Source organism: Marinobacter alkaliphilus, from assembly GCF_055394375.1.
Window position 1 is genome coordinate 1,439,993 of sequence record NZ_AP043751.1, and the last position, 20,730, is coordinate 1,460,722.

The following is a 20,730-nucleotide window of genomic DNA, read 5'->3' on the forward strand; positions in this document are numbered from 1 at the left end:
GAGTGCAGGTGAAATATTTTTACATTTTTTACATTTGGTTTGGTGCGTTGATCACCCTCTGAGGACGGAAACGCAAAAACAGCGCCACGGCCAGCCCGAACGTGAGCCATTCGGCAAGGGGCAGTGCCACCAGTAGCGGCCACTGTGGCGCGAACTGGGCAATGCCTATCAGTAACAGCGCAGGAAGAATCAGGCTTCGGGAAAAGGCCACCAGGGCGGAGGGGATGGGTTTGTGCATGGCGGTCAGGTAAACCGACAACAGTACGTTAATACCGTTGACCAGGAATAACGGCCAGAGGATGGTCAGGAACCGGTCGGCCAGTTCGGCGGTGGCGGGGTCTGCGGCGGTGTCGAGAAACAGCCGGACGACCTGGTTTCCGAACAGCCAGACCGTGGCCACCAGCGCCAGTGCCAGGCTCAGGATGACGGTTGCCCCACAGCCCATGAAGCGCCGGATACGCTCGGCGTTGCCGGCCCCCAGGTTGTGGCTGATCAGCACATGCATGGCATCTGAAATGCCGTAGAACACCATCAGGCTCAGGAAAATCAGATAGTTCACGACGGTGAAGGCGGCTACCCCGGCCACACCCTGAGTGGTCATCAGCAGCCAGTTGATCAGCAGCATGACCAGCCCCACCGAGAGCTCGTTGATCCACTCCGAAACGCCATTGGCAAATGCCTGGGGCACTTCCCGCCAGTGTTTTTGATAAAGCCCGAAGCGCAGCTTGCGCTCCGGCTTGAGAAAATAACGGGCCAGAACGCCGAACTGCAGCACCTGGGCCAGGCCAGTTGCGATGGCGGCGCCACGCAAACCGTAATCCAGATAGCCCACCAACAGGGCGTCGAGCAGGATATTGGCGGCGGCCCCCGTTACCAGGGCCGTGGTTGCCAGCCCGGGGAAACCGTCCACCCGCACGAAGTAATACAACACCATGGTGACAAGCTGAGCCACCAGCACCCAGATGATCACCAGAAAATACTCGGACATCAGCGGGTAGATGTCCGGGGAGGCACCCAGCACTCGATAGATCGCATCGTGGAACAACAACCCCGCCAGGGCCCCGGTTATGGCGAGGGCCAGCGTGGCCATCAGGCACTTGCTGAAGATCGCAGACGCGGCTTCCGTTCTGCCTTCGCCCAGATACCGGCCAGCCCGAACCGTACCACCAATGGCGAGGGCCAGTGCCATGCCAAACAGAAAGGTAAACCAGGGAATCAGCAGGTTCAGCGCCGCCAGCGCCTCGGCCCCGGCAAAGTTGCCAATAAAAATGCCATCAACAATGTTGGCGGTGGTCAGCGCCAACAGCCCCGCCACCGAGGGCAGTGCATAGCGGAAAAACACCGGCCAGAAGGGGCCAGTCAGTATAGGGTTGTCGGATTCCTTACCGGTATCTGCGTCCATCGTTCGCTTGCCCGTTACCTCAGTGAATCAGCCAAACAGCTCCTGCAGTTTCTCACCTGGATCTGGCGCGCGCATGAACGACTCGCCCACCAGGAACCCGTAGATGCCCCGGCTGGTCATGGCCTCCACGTCTGCTCGGGTCATGATGCCGCTTTCGGTGATGGTCAGCCGGTCGTGGCCAATGCGCTGATGCAGGTCAAACGTGGTGTCCAGCGACACCTCGAAGTTGTGCAGGTTGCGGTTATTGATGCCTACCAGCGGCGTGCTCAGGGTCAGGGCATCGTCCAGTTCTTCACCATCATGCACTTCTACCAGCACGTCCAGTCCTATGTCATGGGCGATGCCTTCGAGCTCCTGCATCTGGTCTTTGGTCAGGCAGGCAGCAATCAGCAGGATGCAATCGGCACCCATGGCGCGGCTTTCGTAGACCTGATAAGGCGCCACCATGAAGTCCTTCCGGATCACCGGCAGGCTGCAGGCCGCGCGAGCCGCTTTCAGATAGTCTTCATGGCCCTGAAAGAAGTCTTTATCAGTCAGCACTGACAAGCAGGCAGCGCCTCCTTTTTCGTAGCTTTCGGCAATGCGTTCCGGTTCAAACGGATCGCGAAGGATGCCTTTGCTAGGCGAGGCCTTCTTAATCTCGGCGATCACCGCTGGCCGGTGAGCCTCGATGCGTGTGCGCAACGCGTTGGCAAACCCACGTGCCGGCGCTTGATCACCCGCCATAGCCTTCAGGTCGGCCATGGAAATCTTTGGTTTTCGCTCGTCGATCTCTTCCCACTTCCGGTCAACGATCTTCCGCAGAATGGTGGGAGTTTTGTCTAAATGTCGTTCAGTCATTTCGTGCCTGCAAAATTGGGTGCTGGAGCCGATGATGGGGGCCTTTCCAAAACACGCCCACAAGTACGTCCCTGTAGGGCTTGGCTGTAGCCATCCATGGCTACAGACAGTTTTGGAAAGGCCCCCATCACCGGCTCTTCAAACTTGGTCAGGGCCTTTTGGAGTTAGTGGCCGTTAAAAACACTGTGAGAAATCAGCCAGCTCCGACATCTTGCCGGCCGCGAGTCCCGAACCCATGGCATCGAGTGCCATATCGACGCCTTCTTTGGCGGTCCTGGCCAAGCCAGCGATATAAATGGCCGCGCCGGCGTTCAGGGCGATCATGTCGCGGGCTTTTTCGGTGGTTTCGTCGTGGCTGCGGCCGAAAGCGGCCTTGATCAGTGCCAGTGACTCATCAGCGCCATCCACCGACAAGCCCACCAGCGACTGGCTCTTGATGCCCAAGTCTTCCGGGGTCAGGTCGTATTCGGTGATTTCGCCATCTTTCAGTTCCGCCACATGGGTGACGGTGGCCAGGCTGATTTCATCCAGGCCGTCTTTCGAACAGACCACCATGATGTGTTCGGCGCCCAGACGCTGCAGCACTTCCGCCATGGGCCGGCACAGTTCCCTGGTGAATACGCCAATCAGCTGACGGGTCACGCCGGCCGGGTTGGTCATGGGGCCAAGAATATTGAAGATAGTCCGGCAGCCCAGTTCCCGGCGTGGGCCAATGGCGTGTTTCATGGCGCCGTGGTGGGCCGGGGCAAACATGAAGCCAACGCCGATCTGCTCTACGCAGCGGGCCACTTCCTCCGGTTTCATGTTCAGGTTGATGCCGGCCTTCTCGATCAGATCGGCGCTGCCACTCTTGGAGGACACACCCCGGTTGCCGTGCTTGGCCACATACCCGCCAGCGGCGGCCACTACAAACGACGCGGCAGAGGATACGTTGAACAGGTTAGCGCCGTCGCCGCCGGTGCCGACGATATCCACCAGCGGGCTGGCGTTGACGGCGACCTTGGTGGCCAGCTCGCGCATCACTTCGGTGGCGCCGGTGATTTCATCGATGGTTTCGCTTTTCAGGCGCAGGCCCATCAGAAAGGCGCCGATCTGGGCGTCTGTGGCCTCGCCGTTCATCACGATGCGCATCACATCTTTCATCTCTTCCCGGGACAGGTCCAGGTTGGAGGCAATGCGGTTCAGGGCTTGTTTCATGTCCATGGGGTGGGCCTCTTGTTATGTTCTCAGGAAGTTGCGCAGCAGTTCGTGGCCCTGTTCGGTCATGATCGACTCTGGGTGGAACTGCACGCCTTCAATGGGCAGGGTCTTATGGCGCACGCCCATGATTTCTTCAACGGAACCATCGTCGTTGCGGGTCCAGGCGGTGACTTCCAGGCAATCCGGCAGGGTGTTCTTGTCGATCACCAGGCTGTGGTAACGGGTGGCCTGCAGGGGGTTGTTCAGGCCCCGGAACACGCCCACGTCATTGTGGTACACCGCCGACACCTTGCCATGCATCACCTTGCCCGCGCGGATGATGTCGCCGCCGTACACCTGGCCAATGGCCTGGTGGCCGAGGCAGATGCCCAGGATTGGCAGTTTGCCGGCGAAGTGGCGAATGGCGTCCATGGAGATGCCCGCCTCGTTCGGTGTACAGGGGCCCGGGGAAATCACCAGTCGCTCCGGTTTCAGGACTTCAATCTGCTCAATGGTGATTTCGTCGTTCCGGTATACCTGCACATCGGCACCCAGCTCCGCCAGGTACTGCACCACGTTGTAGGTGAAGGAATCGTAGTTATCGATCATCAGCAACATAATCTGTTCCTCCGCCTCAATGGTCGTAGTCGTTGTAGGTCATGGCCACGGCACGGAAAATCGCGCGGCCCTTGTTCATGGTTTCTTTCCATTCGAGGCGGGGAATGGAGTCTGCCACCACGCCGGCGCCGGCCTGGATGTGCAGGGTGTTGTCCTTGATCACCGCAGTGCGGATAGCGATGGCGGTGTCCATGTTGCCGTTGAACGACAGGTAGCCCACGGCGCCGCCGTAGACGCCACGCTTCACCGGTTCCAGTTCGTCGATGATTTCCATGGCGCGGATTTTCGGGGCGCCACTCAGGGTGCCCGCTGGCAGGGTGGCGCGCAGCACGTCCAGGCAACTGGTGCCCTGTTTCAGGCGGCCGGTGACATTGGAAACAATGTGCATGACGTGGGAATAGCGCTCCACGATCATCTTGTCGGTCAGCTTCACGGTGCCGGTTTCCGATACCCTGCCGGCGTCGTTGCGGCCCAGATCGATCAGCATCAGGTGCTCGGCGATCTCTTTCGGGTCGGCCAGCAGTTCTTTTTCGAGGGCCTTGTCTTCGGCATCGGTGGCGCCGCGTTTGCGGGTGCCGGCAATAGGACGAACGGTGACTTCCTCGTCTTCCACCCGGGCCAGGATTTCCGGAGACGAGCCGACAATGTGGAAGTTTTCCAGATCCAGGAAGTACATGTACGGTGATGGGTTGAGCACGCGCAGCGAACGGTACAGGTTTAGCGGCGGTGCCTCGAACGGGATCGACATGCGCTGGGAGATAACGGTCTGCATCACGTCGCCGTCCAGTACGTAGCCCTTGATCTTGTCCACCGCCGCTTCGAATTTGTCCTGGCTGAAGCCGGAGATGAAATCGCTTTCGTCCACCACCTTGCCGCGCAGATGTTCCGGGGTGCGCGGGGCGTTGGCAGTCTGGCGGTGTAGCCGGTTTTCCAATTCGTCGATGCGGGCCTGTGCCGTTTGGTAGGCACCGTTAAGTGATGGGTCGGCGTGCACGATCAGGTGCAGCTTGCCTCGCAGGTTGTCGAACACCACGATTTCATCGGACACCATCAGCAGGATGTCCGGGGTGCCGATTCTGTCGGGCGGGCAGCTGTGGCGCAGGCGTTTCTCGATGTAGCGCACGGTGTCATAACCGAAGTAACCCACCAGGCCACCATTGAAACGGGGCAGTTCCGGCAGGTCCGGGGCGTTGAACCGTTGCTGGTAGTCGTCCACGAAAACCAGGGGGTCGTCCACTTCGGCCTGTTCAACCACCTCGCCGTGGCGGCTGACCTCAATGCGGTGGTCAAAAACTTTCAGCACTTCCCGGCTCGGCAGGCCAATAATGGAATAACGGCCCCATTTCTCTCCGCCCTGTACCGACTCGAACAGGTAGGAGTAGGGCCCACTGGCCAGTTTCAGATAGGTGCTGAGGGGCGTGTCCAGGTCCGCCAGTACTTCGCGGTATACGGGGATACGGTTGTAGCCGGCTTCAGCGAGCTCGTGGAATTGCTCGGGTGTCATGGTTCGGTTTCCTGAATCTGATCTGCGTTTTGTCAGAACGGTGTTACACCGCTGTGACCGGTGGTGCGGGCAAGCAGGCATGCGCCATGGGCCCTGTGGCTTGCTCAGCCGGTGCGCCATCGCCACCATCGTGTTGCGCGGGTTGTCAGGATGCCTCGCGCTGCAGTCAGATTCAGTCCCTGCACGGCAGGAATCTCCCGAATGGATGTGTTCAAAGTAAAACGTCCTTGCGAGATTACAAAAGCTGGGCCAGCGAATCAACAACAGCGTCTGCGCCGAGGCTGTCTACCGGCCCGCCAAAATTGTAGCCATACCTCACGGCTACGCATGGGATGCCCGCCGCCAGGGCAGCTTTTACGTCGGCTTTGGAGTCACCGACCATCACCGTGGTACCACGGGTGCCGCCCAGTTGTTCCATGGCGTGCAGCAGCGGCGCTGGGTCTGGTTTCTTCACTGGTAGGGTGTCGCCGCCAACCGACAGCTCAAACCACCGGTCCAGGTCGGTTTTCTCCAGCAGTGGCTGAACGAACTGGTCCGGCTTGTTGGTCACCACGGCCATCCGGCAGCCCAGGCTTTTCAGGTGCTCAAGGCATTCGTTGACGCCGTCAAACACCACCGCATGGCGGCCGTTCAGTTGTCCGTAGGCGTGGTAGAAGATCGCCAGCGCGTCTTTAAACAGTGCGTCATCTTTGGGCGCGGCGGGTTCCCAGTCGGTTTTCCCGGCAAGGGCACGGCGCACCAGTACCGGGGCGCCATTGCCTACCCAGTTGCGTACTTTCTCAAGCCCGGCCGGGCTCCTGCCGAGGTGTTCCAGCATCTGGTCTACCGCAGCGGCCAGGTCGGGGGCGCTGTCCACCAGGGTGCCGTCCAGATCAAACAGGGCCACGCCCGGCCAGCGGGCGTTGAACAGACCTTTCAGGCTCATCCGCCAATCACCTTGCGGGCCTGCTCCAGTTCCTCGCGCATGGCGTCGATGGTGGCCTTGTAATCCGGGGTGTTGAATATGGCAGAGCCGGCCACGAAGGTGTCGGCGCCGGCTTCGGCGATTTCCCGGATATTGTCGGTTTTCACGCCGCCGTCGATTTCCAGGCGAATGTTGTAGTTGCTGGCATCAATCTTCTTGCGGGCTTCCTTGAGCTTGTCGAGGGTGCCGGGGATGAACTTCTGGCCACCGAAGCCCGGGTTCACCGACATCAGCAGCACCATGTCGAGCTTGTCCATCACGTAATCCATGTGGCTCAGGGACGTGGCGGGGTTGAACACCAGCCCGGCCTTGCAGCCGCCGTCGCGGATCAGTTGCAGGGAGCGGTCTACGTGGTTGCTGGCTTCCGGATGGAAAGTAATGTAGCTGGCACCGGCGTCAATGAACATGCGGATCAGGTCATCCACCGGGGAGACCATCAGGTGCACATCGATGGGTGCAGTCACACCGTGCTTGCGCAGGGCCTCGCACACCATGGGGCCGATGGTCAGGTTGGGGACATAGTGATTGTCCATCACATCAAAGTGAACCACGTCGGCACCAGCGGCCAGAACGTTGTTGACTTCCTCGCCCAGGCGGGCGAAATCAGCGGAGAGAATGGATGGGGCAATCAGGTAAGGGTTCATCAAAGGCTCTCTTGATCAGGTGAATTATCGGCGGCACAGGAACCCTGCTAGTCTATCAGTTTGCCAGGCATTTTCGCAGCGTGAGGTAAGCGGTTTTGATCACAGGTCGAGCAGGTATTGGGGTTCTCTGGTTGCTGTTGGTCGGTTTGGCGCTGACGGTATCGGCGCAGGAGAACGAGCCGGAAGCGGACCAGGGCGCGCCCCACGCTATGGAGCGCAGGGCGACGGCGCTGACGGGCCTGGGTGAGTGGTCGTTGGCCCGTCAGTTCCCTGAGCGAACAGTATGGCTGGATCTGGATGACGATAGCCGGGCACTGGCGTTGTTCCAGCCAGAGTTGAAAACACCGGCACGTGGCGCGCTGATTGTGCTGGCAGACGAGGGGCAGGCAGCGGCTGAAGGTCTGGCCGGCGGGCTTCTTGATACCCTGGCGGAGCGTGGCGTGGCAGTGATGACACTGGGGCTTCGGCCGCCTCCGGAAAGTGTGGTTCGGCGCCGACAACAACGGCTAGTGCCAGAGCCGCAGGAGACAGCTCCGCCTGAGGATGACCAGCTGCAATCCTCGGTGATGATTGACGTGGCTGAGGAAGAAGCCCTGGAGGAGGTGATGTCAGACTACCGCAACTCTATCCGCGAGCTGCTGGATGCTGCCGCCGGTGAGCTGGAGCGGCGCGGATACGAGCGGCCGGCGGTGTCGGGTATTGGCTGGTCGGCCGATTATGTGACGGCCTGGGCACTGGGCCAGGGGGCGTTGTCCGGGGTGATCTGGCTGGCGCCACGTTTCTCCGGTGACAGGTTGCCGGAATTGCCCGCGATGTTGTCGGCAGACAGGCCGTGGCGGGTTCTCGACCTGCACGCCATGGATGACGCCGGCCGGCATCCGGCGGTTGCGCGGGCGGCTGCCCTGGCGCGGGAGCAGGTCAGTGGTTATCGGCGTCAACCCATGGCGTTGTCAACTCCGCCGCAACGGGCCGATGCAGAGCGGGTGGCCAGCCGGATTCAGGCCTGGATGAATCGCTGAACGGTCCGGCGGCTGCGGCGACGGCTTATAGTGGGCGGTGGCGTTGTTTGATCAGTTCCCAGGCCTGCTGGTAGCGAAGCAGTCGGTCCTTGGCCATGGCCAGTTCTGATGGTGTCAGTTTCTGCTGGGCGAGTTTGTCCGGATGACATTCGGACACCTTCTTTCTATAGGTCCGTTTGATGGATTCAAGGTCGTCCCGTCGGGTCACACCGAGGATCTGGCAGGCCTGTTCATAGGTATCCGGCTTGGCGATAGCGCCGGCGTTACGGATCCAGACTTTGCTGGCGTAACTTTCAAAGATGTCGTCGCTGACCGCCACCGGCAGGCCGATGTGGTCGATGGCATCTTCGCAGCGGTAGCGCCGGGCTTTGCCGGGCTGGCCCAGTACCTGGGCGCCGTGGCACAGGCAGATGGCAGTCTTCAGGGCTGGTCCGGGCCATATCGCTGCCAGCAAACGGAACAGCAGGCCCTGCCTCAGGGGTAGCTGGCTGGCGGCCTTGCCCCGCTGGAACTGATCAATCGCCTTCTTGCGTTGGCGGTTGGAAAGGCCAAGGGCTTTCATCAGGGCCTCGGCGTAACGGATGTCTGCTTCCATCACCCGGCCGTCGGCCTTGGCAATGTAGCCGAGGAAAAAGAACAGGGGTTTGCGGCACCAGCGCGGCAGCCTTGCTCTCTCCATCAGGGTGCTGGCCTGGTGCCCGCAACTGGACAGCTCTTTGAGCAGGTCGGAGAACACCGACTCCAGTCTCGCGGGTAACGGTGGCGTGCTGGGTTTGCTCATGCCTGGTGCCTGCCGTCGGCGAGTTGCCTGTCCAGCTTGGCCAGTCTGGCCGGGGTACCAACATCCACCCAGCGGCCACCATGATACAGGCCCCGAACCTGATGGCTTGCCATGGCCTTGCGAAGCACCGGGCCCAGCTTGCCGGATGTGTCATCCAGGCCATCGAACAGCTTTCGATGCAGCAGGCTGATACCGGTGAATGTGAGTTTGCTGCCGCCGCTTGTGATCAGGGCGCCATCGGCTTCAAGGTGAAAATCCCCCTCCGGGTGGTGCTCGGGGTTATCCGTCATCACCAGAACGGCAAGGCAGTTATCCTGTTCCGGAGGCTGCAGGTCCGATAACGAGACATCGCTCCAGATGTCGCCATTGATCACCAGAAACCAGTCGTCTCCCCGGTCGGTAAGCAACGGCAGCGCCCGGACGATGCCGCCGGCGGTTTCCAGTGGCTCGCCCTCGGCCGAGTAGCGAATGCTCAGGCCAAACTGCTTGCCATTGCCCAATTGCTGCTCTATCTGCTCACCCAGCCAGGCGTGGTTGATGACGACGTCGCGGAAGCCCGCGTCACGCAGGTGTTCCAGGTGATGAACGATCAGCGGCTTGCCGCCGGCGACCAGGAGGGGTTTCGGGGTGGTCAGGGTCAGCGGGCGCATGCGTTCGCCCTTGCCGGCGGCCAGGATCATGGCTTTCACTGCTGGCTGCTCTCCTGCCCGGGAACGGGGCCAATACGCTGTTCAATGGCGGGCAGTACGCGGTCGCACAGCCATTCATGGAAGTGTCGGAGCGCCGGTTGCCGGGCGCTGGCGTCTCGCAGGTAAGAAACGGTGCGGGGGATGTCGTCCAGGTACCCGGTTTTACCATCCCGGATTGCCAGGCGGGCAAAGATACCGGCGGCCTTCAGGTGCCGTTGCATGCCCATCAGCTCAAACCATTGCCGGAAGGTATCCGGATCGGCGCGATGCAGGCCGGTCGCGAGGCCGGCGGTGCGGAAATATTCGAGCCAGTCGGCGATCTGGTGTTCGGGCCAGCGCACATAGCAGTCTTTCAGCAGGGAAACGACATCGTAGGTGACCGGCCCGCGCACTGCATCCTGGAAATCAATCACCCCCGGGCGCTTGCAGCCGGCAAGTACCAGCAGGTTCCGGGAATGGTAGTCCCGGTGCACCGTGACCTCCGGTTGTGCCAGGGCGCTCTCCTTCAGGAGCGCAAAGGTGGTGTCCAGCAGTGCCCGTTCCTGATTGCTGAGTGTCAGTTGCAGGTGTTGCTCCAGCAGCCAGTCGGGGAACAGCGCCATCTCCCTGTCCAGCAGGGCTTCATCGTAAGGTGGCAGCAGGTAATTGCCCGGCGAGGACACCTGGCCGATCCTGACCAACTCATCCAGTGCCTGCCGGTACAGTGTCTCGGCGTTGGTCTGGGCCAGGGCTGGCAGCATCAGCTGGTCGCCAAAGTCTTCCAGCAGCAGGAAACCCTGGGCCAGGTCTTCATCGGCAATGGCCGGGACCATAATGTCTTGCTGGCGCCAGTGCCGGGCAATAGCCACAAAGGGCTGGCAGTCTTCATGCTCGGGCGGGGCATCCATAACGATAAACGGCACCGGGGCTTTGCCAGTGGTGCTTTGCCAAACCCGGAAGTACCGGCGGAAGCTGGCGTCACCGGAAACCGGCTCGGGGCTGGCGGTTTCAAAACCGGGTATGTGCCTGACCCATTCGGTCAGCCGTTGCAGGCGGATATCCATGATGATGCTGCGCTTCCTGAGTTCAATGACTGAGTGCAAACGTTAGCAGAGCAGTATAAAGAGCGTAAAACGGATTTGCAGCGGTGTTTCCGTTAACAAGCCCGTGGGGCGCGTGTAAACTAGGCAGCTGTTTTTCTTCGAGCCCCCATTCACCCGGAACAGGAACTTCGCTACCGTGCCCAGCCGTTACCGTTACCTGTCGTGGCCCCAGCACCGGTTCGCCAGGCTCCTGTTGGCAATGGCGCTTTTGCCTGTTTCCGGAGTAGCAAATGCCCAGGAGCAGGCTCCCAGTGCGGCGGAAATCGACTGGCGCCCCCGCAGTGAGCTGCCGCCCGAGGTGAGGGATCGATTACCGGTATTTTGTGAAGGCGGATACCTGCCATCGTCGGCGGCTGGCGCCCAGATGCCCTTGCTGTCCGGAGCGGAGACCGGGGAAGCACCGCTGGAGGCCAGCGCCCTGAATGCTCGCTATCAGCTGGATTCCGAGCTGTTCCTGCAGGGCGATGTGCGCCTGCGCCAGGGTGAATTTCAGGCCACGGGCTCCGAAGCCCGCTATAACCAGCAAACGGGGCAGCTGGACCTTGTCGGCCCACTGGTCAGCCGTGGCGAAGGGTTTTTGCTCACCGGCGACAGCGCCCGCTACTCGGTGGAGTCCGGGCAGCTGGATATCAATACCGCCACCTTCCTGTTGCATGAGTCTGAGATGCGGGGCCGGGCTTCGTCCTTGTCCCGGGTCGGCGAGCATCAGGTGCTGATCACCGATGGCATGTTGACCACCTGTGGGCCCCATCAGAACGACTGGTCTATCGTCGCATCTGATATTGCCCTGGATCAGGAGGAAGGCTTTGGCAGCGCCCGCCACGTTCGCCTGGAGGTGCTGGATACCCCGGTGTTCTACTGGCCCTACATCACCTTTCCCATTGATGACCGCCGCAAAACCGGTTTCCTGTACCCCCAGTTCGGTTCCTCCAGCGCCGGCAGCGGCGGCTATCTGGCCTTACCGTATTACCTGAACCTGGCGCCCCATTACGATGCCACGCTGACACCCCAGTACATTCATGGCCGTGGGCTGTTCACCGAAGTAGAAGGGCGTTACCTGAGCCGTTTTGGTGAATCGGTCCTGCAACTGGGTTATATCGACAACGATTCTGCCTTCAAGACTGACAATCCAGGCGAGGGTGGCGATCGCTGGGCGCTGGATTTCACCACCCGAGCCCGGTTTGGCAGCGGCTGGACCGGTTACGGGGACTATTCGGTGGTCTCTGACCAGGACTACCTCAGCGACCTCAACCGCTCCCTGGAAATCGATCAGGCAACGCACCTGCAACGTCGCGGTGGTGTGCGTTATTCCGGCAATAACCAGTATTTCGACGCCTACCTGAACGGTTACCAGACCATCCGGGACCGGATTGCCGATGTCGACAAGCCCTACGCCCAGTTGCCGGAGATTCTCTACGCCGGAACCGGCGAATTCGGGCACGTTGAGGCCAATCTTGAGAGCCAGTACACCTGGTTCTATCGCGACAACGAGAATCTGACCGGCCTGGACCGGGCCAACGGCCAGCGGGTTCGAGCCATTCCGGAACTGGCCCTGCCTGTGCGCAGGCTCTGGGGTTTCACCCGACCGTCGGTCAGTCTGGATTACACCCGCTATGACCTGGAAGATTACACTCAGGGCAGCGGCAGCTTTGACCGAACGGTGCCGGTGTTTGAGTGGGATAACGGGCTGTATTTCGATCGCCGCTCCAGCCTGTTCGATGTGCCTTACAACCAGACTCTGGAGCCCCGGCTGTATTATGCCTGGGCCGATGCCGACGCTGACCAGAATCACATCCCGGACTTTGATACCGGGCTCAAGAGCTTCCGCTTCGACCAGTTGTTTGAGCGGGATCGCTTCACCGGCGGTGACCGGGTGGGTGACGCCAACCAGTTGACCGTCGCCCTGACCAGCCGGTTCAATGACTTGGTGACCGGGGCGGAGCGTGCCAGGGTCAGCATCGGGCAGGTGCGCTATTTCGATGATCGGGAGGTGGACCTGTTCGGCCAGGGCGCCTCCGACAGAAGCCGCTCACCGCTGGCCGGTGAGCTGGTATTGAATCCGCTGGAGAATCTGGAGATTCGCAGTGCCGGCCTGTGGGACCCCGACACCCAGCAAACCGAAGAAGGCCGAAGCCAGCTAATCTTCCACTCACAGGATTATCGTTACCTGGCCACTCTGGGCCACACCTACAGCCGACCAGACGAGCTGGAACAGAGTGATGTTGGTGTTGTTTTCCCAGTGACCAACCGTGTTAGCGGAATCGGTCGCTGGGTTTATGATTCCGGCCTGGAACGTACCGTTGGTACCCTGGCGGGTATTGAATACAACAACTGCTGCTGGAGCGTTCAGGTAGTTCACCAGAAGTACCTGACGGACGATGAACAGCTGGATAACCGTGTGCTGTTCCGCATTGAACTGAAAGGGCTCGGGGGTAGTGGTGGCGCCTCCGACAATATTTCTGATGCCATCTACGGCTATGACGAACGCGAGCGCCGCCGTTTTGGAACTCCGCGCCGTTAAAACGAACCAATGTCATCAGCCAGCCTGTTCTGAAGGCCTGGCTGGGAATGTACACATCAAGAGGTGATTATGAAGGCGACGTTACGCCACGGACTGACACTGCTGCTGACCATGGCCATGCTGGCTGTGTCGGTTTCTGCCCACGCCGAGCGACAAGTGCTGGACCGGGTGGTTGCCATTGTGGATGACGATGTCATCCTCCAGACCGAACTGGATGCGCGGGTAAATACCATTGTTGGCCGTCTCAGTGCCCAGGGCACCGGCCTGCCGCCCCGGCAACTGCTGGAAGAGCGAGTATTGGAACAGCTGATTTCCGAGTCTCTTCAGTTGCAGATGGCGGACCAGATGGGGATGCGCATCAGCGATAACGAGCTGAACGAGACCCTGGCCAATATTGCCCGTAGTAACGGCTTGAGCCTGGAGCAGTTTGAAGAGCAACTGGCGGAAGAGGGCGTTACCTACCAGCAGGCCCGGGAACAGATCCGTAATGAAATGTTGTCTGGCCGGGTTCAGCAGCGCCGGGTTGGCAACCGGGTCCGAATCACTGACCGGGAGGTTGAGAATTACCTGCAGGCCCAGGCCGGCCGGGGGCCGGATGCTGAGGAATACCGCCTGGCTTATATCTTTATCCAGGTAGATGACCCCGGTAACGAGGATTCCGTTGAGCAGGCTCGCGCAAAAGCGGAAAACCTGCGCCAGCAGATCATCGATGGTCGCGACTTCCGGGAAGTGGCGGTTGCCGAATCGGATGCTGGCAACGCTCTGGAAGGCGGCGATATGGGCTGGCGTACAGAGAGTCAGTTGCCATCACTGGTTGCACCGGTGGTGCCGAACATGGAAGTAGGCATGCCCTCAGAGGTGCTTGAGAACAACAGCGGTTTCCACCTGGTGACGGTGATGGACAAGCGCGGTGGCGAGCAGCAAACGGTGATCCAGCAGCACCGGGTGCGCCATATCCTGATTCGCCCCTCCCAAGCGGTAACCGAAACCCAGGCTGAAAACCGCATTCGCGATATCTACCAGCAATTGCAGGACGGCGCGAACTTTGCTGCCCTGGCCCGGGAGTTGTCGGATGACCCGGTGTCCGGCTCCGATGGCGGCAACCTGGGTTGGGTCAGCCCCGGCCAGATGGTTCCGGCTTTCGAGCAGGCCATGATGGAGGCCGATGTGGGCGAGATTTACGGGCCGGTGCGTTCCCAGTTTGGCTGGCACATTCTTCAGGTAGAAGAGCGCCGGCAACAGGACGTGACCGCTGAAAACCGGGAGTCCCAGGCCCGGCAAGCTATCTACCAGCGCAAGTTTGAAACCGAACTTCAGAACTGGCTCAGGGAAATTCGCGATGAAGCCTTTGTCGAGTTCAAAGGGGACTACGCCGATCTGAACCCGGCCAGTGAGGAAAACAACGCGTCATGACGACACCGGTGATTCTGGCTTTGACTGCCGGCGAGCCAGCGGGCATTGGGCCGGAACTGTGCCTGCAGCTGGCACTTGAACCGCGCCAGGCCGGCATCGTGGTGGTGGCCTGCAAAACGCTGCTGGCAGATCGTGCCCGGCAGCTTGGCCTGGCCGTAGAGTTGCACGACTGGCACCCGGGCCAGACGCCGGACACCCGGGCTGGCCATGTGTCGGTGCGCCATGTGGAAGGCTGCGAGTCCATAGTCGCGGGCCGGCTACACGCCGGCAACAGTCAGTATGTGCTCGATACCCTGACCACCGCCGCCAGGGGCTGCCTGGATGGCAATTTCGACGGTATGGTGACCGCGCCGGTTCACAAAGGCGTAATCAACGAAGCCGGAATCGCGTTCAGCGGCCACACCGAGTTTCTGCAGGAACTCTGCGGTGTTGAACGGGTGGTGATGATGCTGGCTACTGAGGAATTGCGGGTGGCGCTGGTAACCACCCACTTACCCCTGAAGGACGTATCTGCGGCCATTACCCCCGAACGGTTGACCCAGGTAACGCGCATTCTTAACGCCGACCTGAAAACCTTTTTTGGCATCGACCAGCCGCGCATTCTGGTAGCGGGCCTGAACCCCCATGCTGGTGAGGGTGGCCACCTGGGCCGGGAAGAGATCGAAGTGATCGAGCCGACCCTGGATAAGCTCCGGGCCGAAGGTATTAAACTGACCGGCCCGCTGCCGGCCGATACCCTGTTCACCCCACACTGGCTGGATAACGCTGATGCCGTGCTGGCCATGTACCATGACCAGGGCCTGCCGGTACTGAAATTTCAGGGCTTTGGCCGGGCCGTTAACATCACCCTGGGCCTGCCCATTGTCCGTACCTCGGTAGACCACGGCACCGCCCTGGACCTGGCCGGCACCGGCAAGGCCGACGCCGGCAGCCTGCACACCGCCATTCGCGTAGGCGAACACATGGCCCGCTGCCGCCGGGCGGCTATTGCCGGAGAGTCATCATGAGTAACCATCCGGGCCACAAGGCCCGTAAACGTTTCGGCCAGAACTTCCTTCATGATCCGGGCGTGATCGAGAAGATTGTCCGGTCGATCAATCCGAAACCGGACGATGCCATCGTCGAGATTGGTCCTGGTCTCGGTGCGATCACCGAAGAGATTCTGGCGGTTAATCCGCGCCTGCAGGTGGTGGAGCTGGACCGGGACCTGATTCCGGTGCTGCGCACCAAGTTCTTCAATTATCCCGAGTTCCGGATTCACGAAGCCGATGCCCTGAGTTTCGATTTCAGCCAGCTGGTGGTCGATGGTCGCCCACTTCGAATCGTCGGCAACTTACCCTATAACATCTCAACGCCGCTGATCTTCCACCTGCTGGCGCAGTCCGGGGTGGTTCAGGACATGCACTTCATGTTGCAGAAAGAAGTGGTGCAGCGGCTGGCGGCCACGCCGGGCGACAATAATTATGGCCGACTGGGTATCATGGCCCAGTACTTCTGCAAGGTGCAGCCGCTGTTTGAAGTGGGCCCGGGGGCTTTCCGGCCGGCTCCGAAAGTGGATTCCGCCATCGTCCGGCTGGTGCCTCACAAAGAATTGCCGCACCCGGCCAAGAACCTCAAGACCCTTCAGGCCGTGGTGCGCACCGCCTTCAACGCGCGCCGGAAAACCCTGCGCAAGGCACTGGCGGCCCTGGTGACGGTGGAACAGTTGCAGTCTGTGGGCATCAACGACGGCCTGCGGCCGGAAAACCTGAGCCTGGCCGACTACGTCAAGATTGCCGACCTGCTGGCGGACTCCGGCCCGCTTAACGTCGAGGTAGATGAGGTAAGTAATGACTGACTACGCCATTGGCGATATTCAGGGTTGCTATGAGCGGTTGCGGGATGTTCTGGCGAAAGTGGATTTTTCGCCCTCCCGGGACCGGCTCTGGGTGGCGGGCGACCTGATTAATCGCGGGCCCGCCTCACTGGAAACCCTGCGTTACATTGAAAGCCTGGGCGACGCTGCCGTGGTGGTGTTGGGGAATCACGATTTGCACTTGCTGGCGGTTGCCCTGGGGGGCCACAGCCCGAAGCGCAAAGACACCCTGCACGATATCCTGGATGCACCGGACCATGACCGCTTGATCCATTGGCTGCGTCAACAATATCTGTGCGTGCACGACGAGAAACGTAACCTGGTTATGGCCCATGCCGGGCTGCCTCATATCTGGAGCGTGGACCAGGCAGTGGCCTGCGCCAGGGAAGTAGAAGCGGTGATCCGGGGCGACCAGGCGCAGGACTATTTCAGCCAAATGTATGGCAATCAGCCGGAGCGCTGGTGTGATACCCTCACCGGTATGGACCGTTGGCGGGTGATCACCAACTACTTCACCCGGATGCGCTTTATCGCCGAAGACGGCAGCCTGGAGCTGGCCACCAAGGAGTCGGCGGATAATGCACCGCCGGGCTTCGCACCCTGGTTTACCTACCCCCGGCAAGATGACGTAAAGGTGATCTTCGGCCACTGGGCTGCGCTGGAAGGCAACACCGGCAGCGACCGGTTTATCGGCCTGGATACCGGCTGTGTCTGGGGCGGCGCCTTGACGCTGATGAACCTGGATTCCGGGGAGCTGATTCACTGTGACTGCGCTTAAACCCTCAGAAGCGGTGATTCGCTGGGCTCTGGTGATGGGTGCTGTGGGCGGCCTGTTGGCGGTGATGGCGGGTGCCTTCGGAGCCCACGGTTTGCGCCAAGTGGTGAGCGAGCGGGGCCTGGAAGTGTTCCAGACCGCCGTCAGTTACCAGATGTATCACGCCTTGATACTGGTGGCGGCGAGCCTGATGCCGGCCCTGGGCTTGTCCCGGCGACTGCTGGGTATTGCTTGCGGCTTCTGGCTCGCAGGCATTGTGCTGTTCAGCGGCAGCCTGTATCTGCTGGTGTTATCCGGCCATCACTGGCTCGGGCCGGTTACGCCCATTGGCGGTGTCTGCTTCATGATCGGTTGGGCCCTGCTGGTTGCTGCGGCCCTGAAAAAGTAACGGAGGTGATCCGAACCATGCAGGTTCAGGTAAATGGTGAGCACATGGAACTCCCCGGTGGAGCAACCATTGCGACCTTGATTGAGCATCTCACGCTGGCCGGAAAACGGGTCGCGGTTGAGGTCAACGAAGATATTGTGCCCCGCAGTCAGCACCCGAGTTTCACCCTGAGCGATGGCGACCGGGTGGAAGTGGTGCACGCCATCGGCGGCGGTTAAGTTTGCGTTCAGCTGAACGCGCCCCCTCTTTTCACTGAACTCAGGTAGGTTATGACAGATACCCCGGAAATCCAGCTCCCCGAAGACAAACCCCTGGAAATTGCAGGCAAGGTGTACCAGTCCCGCTTGCTGGTGGGCACTGGCAAGTATCACGACCTGATGGAAACCGGCCACGCCATCGAAGCCAGTGGTGCCGAGATTGTGACCGTGGCGGTGCGCCGTACCAACCTCGGCCAGAACCCGGACGAGCCGAACCTGCTGGATGTCATTTCCCCGAGCACCTACACCATCCTGCCCAACACAGCCGGCTGCTACACTGCCAAAGACGCGGTACGCACCTGCAAGCTGGCCCGGGAGCTGCTGGACGGCCACGACCTGGTGAAACTGGAAGTGCTGGGTGAACACAAAACCCTGTACCCCAATATGCCGGAAACCCTGACCGCCGCCGAAGAGCTGATCAAAGACGGTTTCAAGGTGATGGTGTACTGCTCCGACGACCCGCTGCTGGCCATGCGCCTGGAAGAAATGGGCTGCGTGGCCATCATGCCCCTGGGTGCGCCTATCGGCTCCGGCCTTGGCATCCAGAACCGCTACAACATCCGACTGATCGTCGAGAACGCCAAGGTGCCGGTACTGGTCGACGCGGGCGTTGGCACTGCCTCGGATGCCACCATCGCGATGGAGCTGGGCTGCGACGGCGTACTGATGAACACCGCCATCGCCCAGGCCAAAGACCCGATCAAAATGGCCAACGCCATGCGCCTGGCCATCGAAGCCGGCCGCGAGGCCTACCTTGCTGGACGTATGCCAAAGAAGCTGTACGCCAGTGCGTCGTCACCGATTGACGGCACTTTCTTCTAAAAGAATATAAAACCTTAGCCACGGACGGCACGGCCTGACACGGATAGAAAGAATATCCCAGTGTCCGTGCAGGTCCGTGTTGTCGGTGGCCAAAAAAACAGAGCGCTGTAGTACTGATATGACCACTCAGAAACCCAGCCGGCGGGACACCATCCTGCAGGCCCTTGTTGAATTGCTGCAAAACGACCCCGGGGCCCGGATCACCACCGCCGGCCTGGCTAAAACCGTGGGTGTCACCGAAGCGGCCTTGTACCGGCACTTTCCCAGCAAGCGGAAAATGTTCGAAGCCCTGATCGAATTTGCCGAGGAGGCGGTGTTCTCCCGTTGCCAGCTGGTGCTTCAGGAGCAGGAAGATGTGCGGGTTCGCCTTCAGCAGCTGGTGCATCTGGTGTTGGTGTTCGCTGAGCGTAATCCGGGTTTGTGTTGCGTGCTGACGGGCGATGCCCTGATGGGCGAGGATGAGTCCCTGCGCAAGCGCGCATCCCAGTTCTTCGAGCGTTTGGAAACCCAGTTTCGCCAAACTCTCAAGGAAGGCGAAATCCGCCAGAGCCTGCGGCCTCGAACCAGCGCGGCCCGTGGTGCAGATTTCGTGATGGTGTTTCTGGAAGGCCGCATCCAGCGGTTCGTCCGGTCCTCATTCGCTCGTTTGCCCTCTGCTGATTTCGACGAGGCTTGGAGCTTGGTTTCCGAGGCTGTTTGGGGTTGAGGCTTGGTGTTCGTCTACCCCTAGCCTGTCGAATTTGGGAGTGTTGTGTGCGGGGTTTGCCTTCGCAGAAACGCTACAAGCACGTCCGTGTGCGCTTCGCTCCGGCCATCCCTGGCCTTCGAGATTCTGCGAAGGCAAACCCCGCCCACAACGATCGGATTTCGGTGATATACCCAATTCACTGAAACCGAACTGGATTTATCGCTGGTTTACAGAGAAAAGTGGCGCTGTTAATGCGATTCCCGTGAAGTTCGAAAGGCACTGGCTGGAGGCCCTTTCCCGAAATCTCGGAGGCCAGGGATGGCCGGAGCGAAGCGCACATGGATGTGCTCGTAGCGTTTTCGGGAAAGGGCCTCCAGCCAGTGCCTAACCGCGCAAAATCGCAGGCTAGGCAGATCTAAACTCCCAACCCAAACCGGCAGAAACAAAAAAAACGGCCTCAGTCATAACCCGAAGCAGAACGGAGTATGGACCGCACGGGTTCCCATACCGCCGGTGCAGAGATCAGGATGTCGCGGCCCCATAGGTCGGCCGGGTAGCCATCGGGCACGTCGCCGAAGTGGCCGACGGTGGCGCCGGCTTCCCAGGCGATCAGGCGGGCGGCGGCGAAGTCCCAGGGGCTGACGTTCTCGTAGTAGATATCCAGACGGCCACAGGCCACCCAGCAGATGTCCAGGGCCGCCGAGCCGATGCGGCGCAGGTCCCGGCATTGGTGAATCATGGCATCCAGTCGGCGCACCAGCGGTTCCAGATTATCCTTGGTGTAGGGGAAGCCCGTGGCAAACAGGCTTTGCCGGGGGTCCGTTGCGCCGCTGTGGCGAATGGGCTGGCCGTTTAACGTGGCGCCTTCGCCCTTGGTGGCCCGAAAGGTTTCGCCCGGAAAAGGCGCGTGCACCACACCCACCTGAACCTGGCCGCGCTCCGCATAGGCAATGGACACCGCCACCTGCGGGTGACCGTAGGCGTAGTTTACCGTGCCGTCGATGGGGTCGATGATCCACAGCGGCGTGTCCAGCTCTTCTGCCTGGGACAGGTCCGGCATGGTTTCTTCAGACAGGATGCGGTGATTGGGAAAGCGTTCGCGGATGGCGCCGGTGATGAATTCGTCGGCCATCACATCAGCGTGGGTAACCAGTTCCGTTTGCTGCTTGTAGTCGGTGCGCAGGGTGTTTTCCTGGCGCTCGTGGCGGATCAGCTCGCCGGCCTCCCTGGCCAGGGCTTCGGCAAAATCGGTGATTTCGCGCAGAGAAACGGAATCAGACATGGCACCC

At 60.6% G+C, this 20,730-nt stretch carries 21 protein-coding genes; 10 read left to right on the plus strand and 11 right to left on the minus strand.

The window, feature by feature from the left end; translation table 11 throughout:
- Positions 1–28 precede the first annotated feature (28 nt).
- The 7 genes from ACZ5Q2_RS06420 to rpe all read right to left on the minus strand — a co-directional run bounded on the left by ACZ5Q2_RS06420 (position 29) and on the right by rpe (position 7,151).
- Complete coding sequence (locus ACZ5Q2_RS06420) at positions 29–1,402, minus strand: MATE family efflux transporter (protein WP_061330784.1); 1,374 nt, start codon at positions 1,400–1,402, stop codon at positions 29–31.
- 27 nt (positions 1,403–1,429) lie between these two features.
- Positions 1,430–2,242 carry an indole-3-glycerol phosphate synthase TrpC gene (trpC, locus tag ACZ5Q2_RS06425; protein WP_230712890.1) on the minus strand — a complete coding sequence of 271 codons (813 nt, stop codon included), beginning with the start codon at positions 2,240–2,242 and terminating at the stop codon, positions 1,430–1,432.
- Between the two features lie 174 nt (positions 2,243–2,416).
- Entirely contained in the window at positions 2,417–3,445 is a 1,029-nt protein-coding gene (gene trpD, locus ACZ5Q2_RS06430; protein WP_230712892.1) for an anthranilate phosphoribosyltransferase, read from the minus strand.
- A 15-nt stretch (positions 3,446–3,460) separates the two neighbouring features.
- Positions 3,461–4,039, minus strand: a complete 579-nt coding sequence (locus tag ACZ5Q2_RS06435) for an aminodeoxychorismate/anthranilate synthase component II (protein ID WP_061330781.1) — start codon at positions 4,037–4,039, stop codon at positions 3,461–3,463.
- Positions 4,040–4,055: 16 nt separating this feature from the next.
- Positions 4,056–5,543, minus strand: coding sequence for an anthranilate synthase component I (gene trpE / locus ACZ5Q2_RS06440; RefSeq protein WP_230712894.1), 1,488 nt, complete (start codon positions 5,541–5,543; stop codon positions 4,056–4,058).
- 235 nt (positions 5,544–5,778) lie between these two features.
- Positions 5,779–6,468: a phosphoglycolate phosphatase gene (locus ACZ5Q2_RS06445; RefSeq protein ID WP_230712895.1), complete on the minus strand. Its 690-nt coding sequence runs from the start codon at positions 6,466–6,468 to the stop codon at positions 5,779–5,781.
- Positions 6,465–7,151, minus strand: a complete 687-nt coding sequence (rpe, locus tag ACZ5Q2_RS06450; protein WP_230712897.1) for a ribulose-phosphate 3-epimerase — start codon at positions 7,149–7,151, stop codon at positions 6,465–6,467. Before rpe ends, ACZ5Q2_RS06445 begins: the two co-directional genes overlap by 4 nt.
- A 95-nt stretch (positions 7,152–7,246) precedes the next feature.
- Between rpe and ACZ5Q2_RS06455 the strand changes: the two genes are divergently transcribed.
- Entirely contained in the window at positions 7,247–8,170 is a 924-nt protein-coding gene (locus ACZ5Q2_RS06455; RefSeq protein WP_230712899.1) for a DUF3530 family protein, read from the plus strand.
- A 25-nt stretch (positions 8,171–8,195) separates the two neighbouring features.
- On the opposite strand, the gene ACZ5Q2_RS06460 is transcribed toward ACZ5Q2_RS06455, so the two are convergent.
- The 3 genes from ACZ5Q2_RS06460 to ACZ5Q2_RS06470 are packed head-to-tail and all read right to left on the minus strand — an operon-like array spanning position 8,196 to position 10,683.
- Positions 8,196–8,951 (minus strand): DnaJ domain-containing protein, encoded by a 756-nt coding sequence (locus ACZ5Q2_RS06460; protein ID WP_138435873.1) that lies wholly within the window; start codon positions 8,949–8,951, stop codon positions 8,196–8,198.
- A complete protein-coding gene (gene murU / locus ACZ5Q2_RS06465) occupies positions 8,948–9,640 on the minus strand; it encodes an N-acetylmuramate alpha-1-phosphate uridylyltransferase MurU (protein ID WP_061330775.1) in 693 nt (230 codons plus the stop codon). Before murU ends, ACZ5Q2_RS06460 begins: the two co-directional genes overlap by 4 nt.
- Positions 9,637–10,683, minus strand: a complete 1,047-nt coding sequence (locus tag ACZ5Q2_RS06470; protein ID WP_342631280.1) for an aminoglycoside phosphotransferase family protein — start codon at positions 10,681–10,683, stop codon at positions 9,637–9,639. Before ACZ5Q2_RS06470 ends, murU begins: the two co-directional genes overlap by 4 nt.
- A gap of 238 nt (positions 10,684–10,921) precedes the next feature.
- Here ACZ5Q2_RS06470 and ACZ5Q2_RS06475 point away from each other — a divergent pair, with 238 nt between their 5' ends.
- The 9 genes from ACZ5Q2_RS06475 (at position 10,922) to slmA (ending at position 19,459) form a co-directional block, all read left to right on the plus strand.
- On the plus strand, positions 10,922–13,243 hold the full coding sequence (locus ACZ5Q2_RS06475) for an LPS-assembly protein LptD (RefSeq protein ID WP_342632558.1): 2,322 nt from the start codon (positions 10,922–10,924) through the stop codon (positions 13,241–13,243).
- 69 nt (positions 13,244–13,312) lie between these two features.
- Positions 13,313–14,656, plus strand: coding sequence for a peptidylprolyl isomerase (locus ACZ5Q2_RS06480; RefSeq protein WP_342631279.1), 1,344 nt, complete (start codon positions 13,313–13,315; stop codon positions 14,654–14,656).
- Positions 14,653–15,663: a 4-hydroxythreonine-4-phosphate dehydrogenase PdxA gene (gene pdxA / locus ACZ5Q2_RS06485; protein WP_058091459.1), complete on the plus strand. Its 1,011-nt coding sequence runs from the start codon at positions 14,653–14,655 to the stop codon at positions 15,661–15,663. Before ACZ5Q2_RS06480 ends, pdxA begins: the two co-directional genes overlap by 4 nt.
- On the plus strand, positions 15,660–16,493 hold the full coding sequence (gene rsmA / locus ACZ5Q2_RS06490) for a 16S rRNA (adenine(1518)-N(6)/adenine(1519)-N(6))-dimethyltransferase RsmA (protein WP_072676171.1): 834 nt from the start codon (positions 15,660–15,662) through the stop codon (positions 16,491–16,493). The genes pdxA and rsmA overlap by 4 nt, the downstream gene beginning before the upstream one ends.
- A complete protein-coding gene (locus ACZ5Q2_RS06495) occupies positions 16,486–17,289 on the plus strand; it encodes a symmetrical bis(5'-nucleosyl)-tetraphosphatase (RefSeq protein WP_230712905.1) in 804 nt (267 codons plus the stop codon). Before rsmA ends, ACZ5Q2_RS06495 begins: the two co-directional genes overlap by 8 nt.
- Positions 17,290–17,323: 34 nt before the next feature.
- A complete protein-coding gene (locus ACZ5Q2_RS06500; protein ID WP_106694074.1) occupies positions 17,324–17,674 on the plus strand; it encodes a DUF423 domain-containing protein in 351 nt (116 codons plus the stop codon).
- 17 nt (positions 17,675–17,691) lie between these two features.
- Positions 17,692–17,892, plus strand: coding sequence for a sulfur carrier protein ThiS (thiS, locus tag ACZ5Q2_RS06505; RefSeq protein WP_058091456.1), 201 nt, complete (start codon positions 17,692–17,694; stop codon positions 17,890–17,892).
- Between the two features lie 51 nt (positions 17,893–17,943).
- Entirely contained in the window at positions 17,944–18,753 is an 810-nt protein-coding gene (locus ACZ5Q2_RS06510; RefSeq protein WP_058091455.1) for a thiazole synthase, read from the plus strand.
- A gap of 118 nt (positions 18,754–18,871) precedes the next feature.
- Complete coding sequence (gene slmA, locus ACZ5Q2_RS06515) at positions 18,872–19,459, plus strand: nucleoid occlusion factor SlmA (RefSeq protein ID WP_152439215.1); 588 nt, start codon at positions 18,872–18,874, stop codon at positions 19,457–19,459.
- A gap of 439 nt (positions 19,460–19,898) precedes the next feature.
- Here the strand turns inward: slmA and ACZ5Q2_RS06520 are convergent, their stop codons facing one another.
- Complete coding sequence (locus ACZ5Q2_RS06520; RefSeq protein ID WP_230712906.1) at positions 19,899–20,723, minus strand: inositol monophosphatase family protein; 825 nt, start codon at positions 20,721–20,723, stop codon at positions 19,899–19,901.
- Positions 20,724–20,730: the final 7 nt, after the last annotated feature.

Excerpts from the sequence above, each read along its gene's own strand:
- pdxA (WP_058091459.1), top strand. The coding sequence starts at position 14,653 with ATGACGACACCGGTGATTCTGGCTTTGACTGCCGGCGAGCCAGCGGGC.
- thiS (WP_058091456.1), top strand. The coding sequence starts at position 17,692 with ATGCAGGTTCAGGTAAATGGTGAGCACATGGAACTCCCCGGTGGAGCA.
- rsmA (WP_072676171.1), top strand. The coding sequence starts at position 15,660 with ATGAGTAACCATCCGGGCCACAAGGCCCGTAAACGTTTCGGCCAGAAC.
- ACZ5Q2_RS06520 (WP_230712906.1), bottom strand. The coding sequence starts at position 20,723 with ATGTCTGATTCCGTTTCTCTGCGCGAAATCACCGATTTTGCCGAAGCC.
- ACZ5Q2_RS06500 (WP_106694074.1), top strand. The coding sequence starts at position 17,324 with ATGGGTGCTGTGGGCGGCCTGTTGGCGGTGATGGCGGGTGCCTTCGGA.
- trpE (WP_230712894.1), bottom strand. The coding sequence starts at position 5,543 with ATGACACCCGAGCAATTCCACGAGCTCGCTGAAGCCGGCTACAACCGT.
- trpC (WP_230712890.1), bottom strand. The coding sequence starts at position 2,242 with ATGACTGAACGACATTTAGACAAAACTCCCACCATTCTGCGGAAGATC.
- ACZ5Q2_RS06420 (WP_061330784.1), bottom strand. The coding sequence starts at position 1,402 with ATGGACGCAGATACCGGTAAGGAATCCGACAACCCTATACTGACTGGC.
- ACZ5Q2_RS06460 (WP_138435873.1), bottom strand. The coding sequence starts at position 8,951 with ATGAGCAAACCCAGCACGCCACCGTTACCCGCGAGACTGGAGTCGGTG.
- ACZ5Q2_RS06445 (WP_230712895.1), bottom strand. The coding sequence starts at position 6,468 with ATGAGCCTGAAAGGTCTGTTCAACGCCCGCTGGCCGGGCGTGGCCCTG.
- ACZ5Q2_RS06480 (WP_342631279.1), top strand. The coding sequence starts at position 13,313 with ATGAAGGCGACGTTACGCCACGGACTGACACTGCTGCTGACCATGGCC.
- ACZ5Q2_RS06495 (WP_230712905.1), top strand. The coding sequence starts at position 16,486 with ATGACTGACTACGCCATTGGCGATATTCAGGGTTGCTATGAGCGGTTG.
- ACZ5Q2_RS06510 (WP_058091455.1), top strand. The coding sequence starts at position 17,944 with ATGACAGATACCCCGGAAATCCAGCTCCCCGAAGACAAACCCCTGGAA.
- trpD (WP_230712892.1), bottom strand. The coding sequence starts at position 3,445 with ATGGACATGAAACAAGCCCTGAACCGCATTGCCTCCAACCTGGACCTG.
- slmA (WP_152439215.1), top strand. The coding sequence starts at position 18,872 with ATGACCACTCAGAAACCCAGCCGGCGGGACACCATCCTGCAGGCCCTT.
- ACZ5Q2_RS06470 (WP_342631280.1), bottom strand. The coding sequence starts at position 10,683 with ATGGATATCCGCCTGCAACGGCTGACCGAATGGGTCAGGCACATACCC.
- ACZ5Q2_RS06435 (WP_061330781.1), bottom strand. The coding sequence starts at position 4,039 with ATGTTGCTGATGATCGATAACTACGATTCCTTCACCTACAACGTGGTG.
- ACZ5Q2_RS06475 (WP_342632558.1), top strand. The coding sequence starts at position 10,922 with ATGGCGCTTTTGCCTGTTTCCGGAGTAGCAAATGCCCAGGAGCAGGCT.
- rpe (WP_230712897.1), bottom strand. The coding sequence starts at position 7,151 with ATGAACCCTTACCTGATTGCCCCATCCATTCTCTCCGCTGATTTCGCC.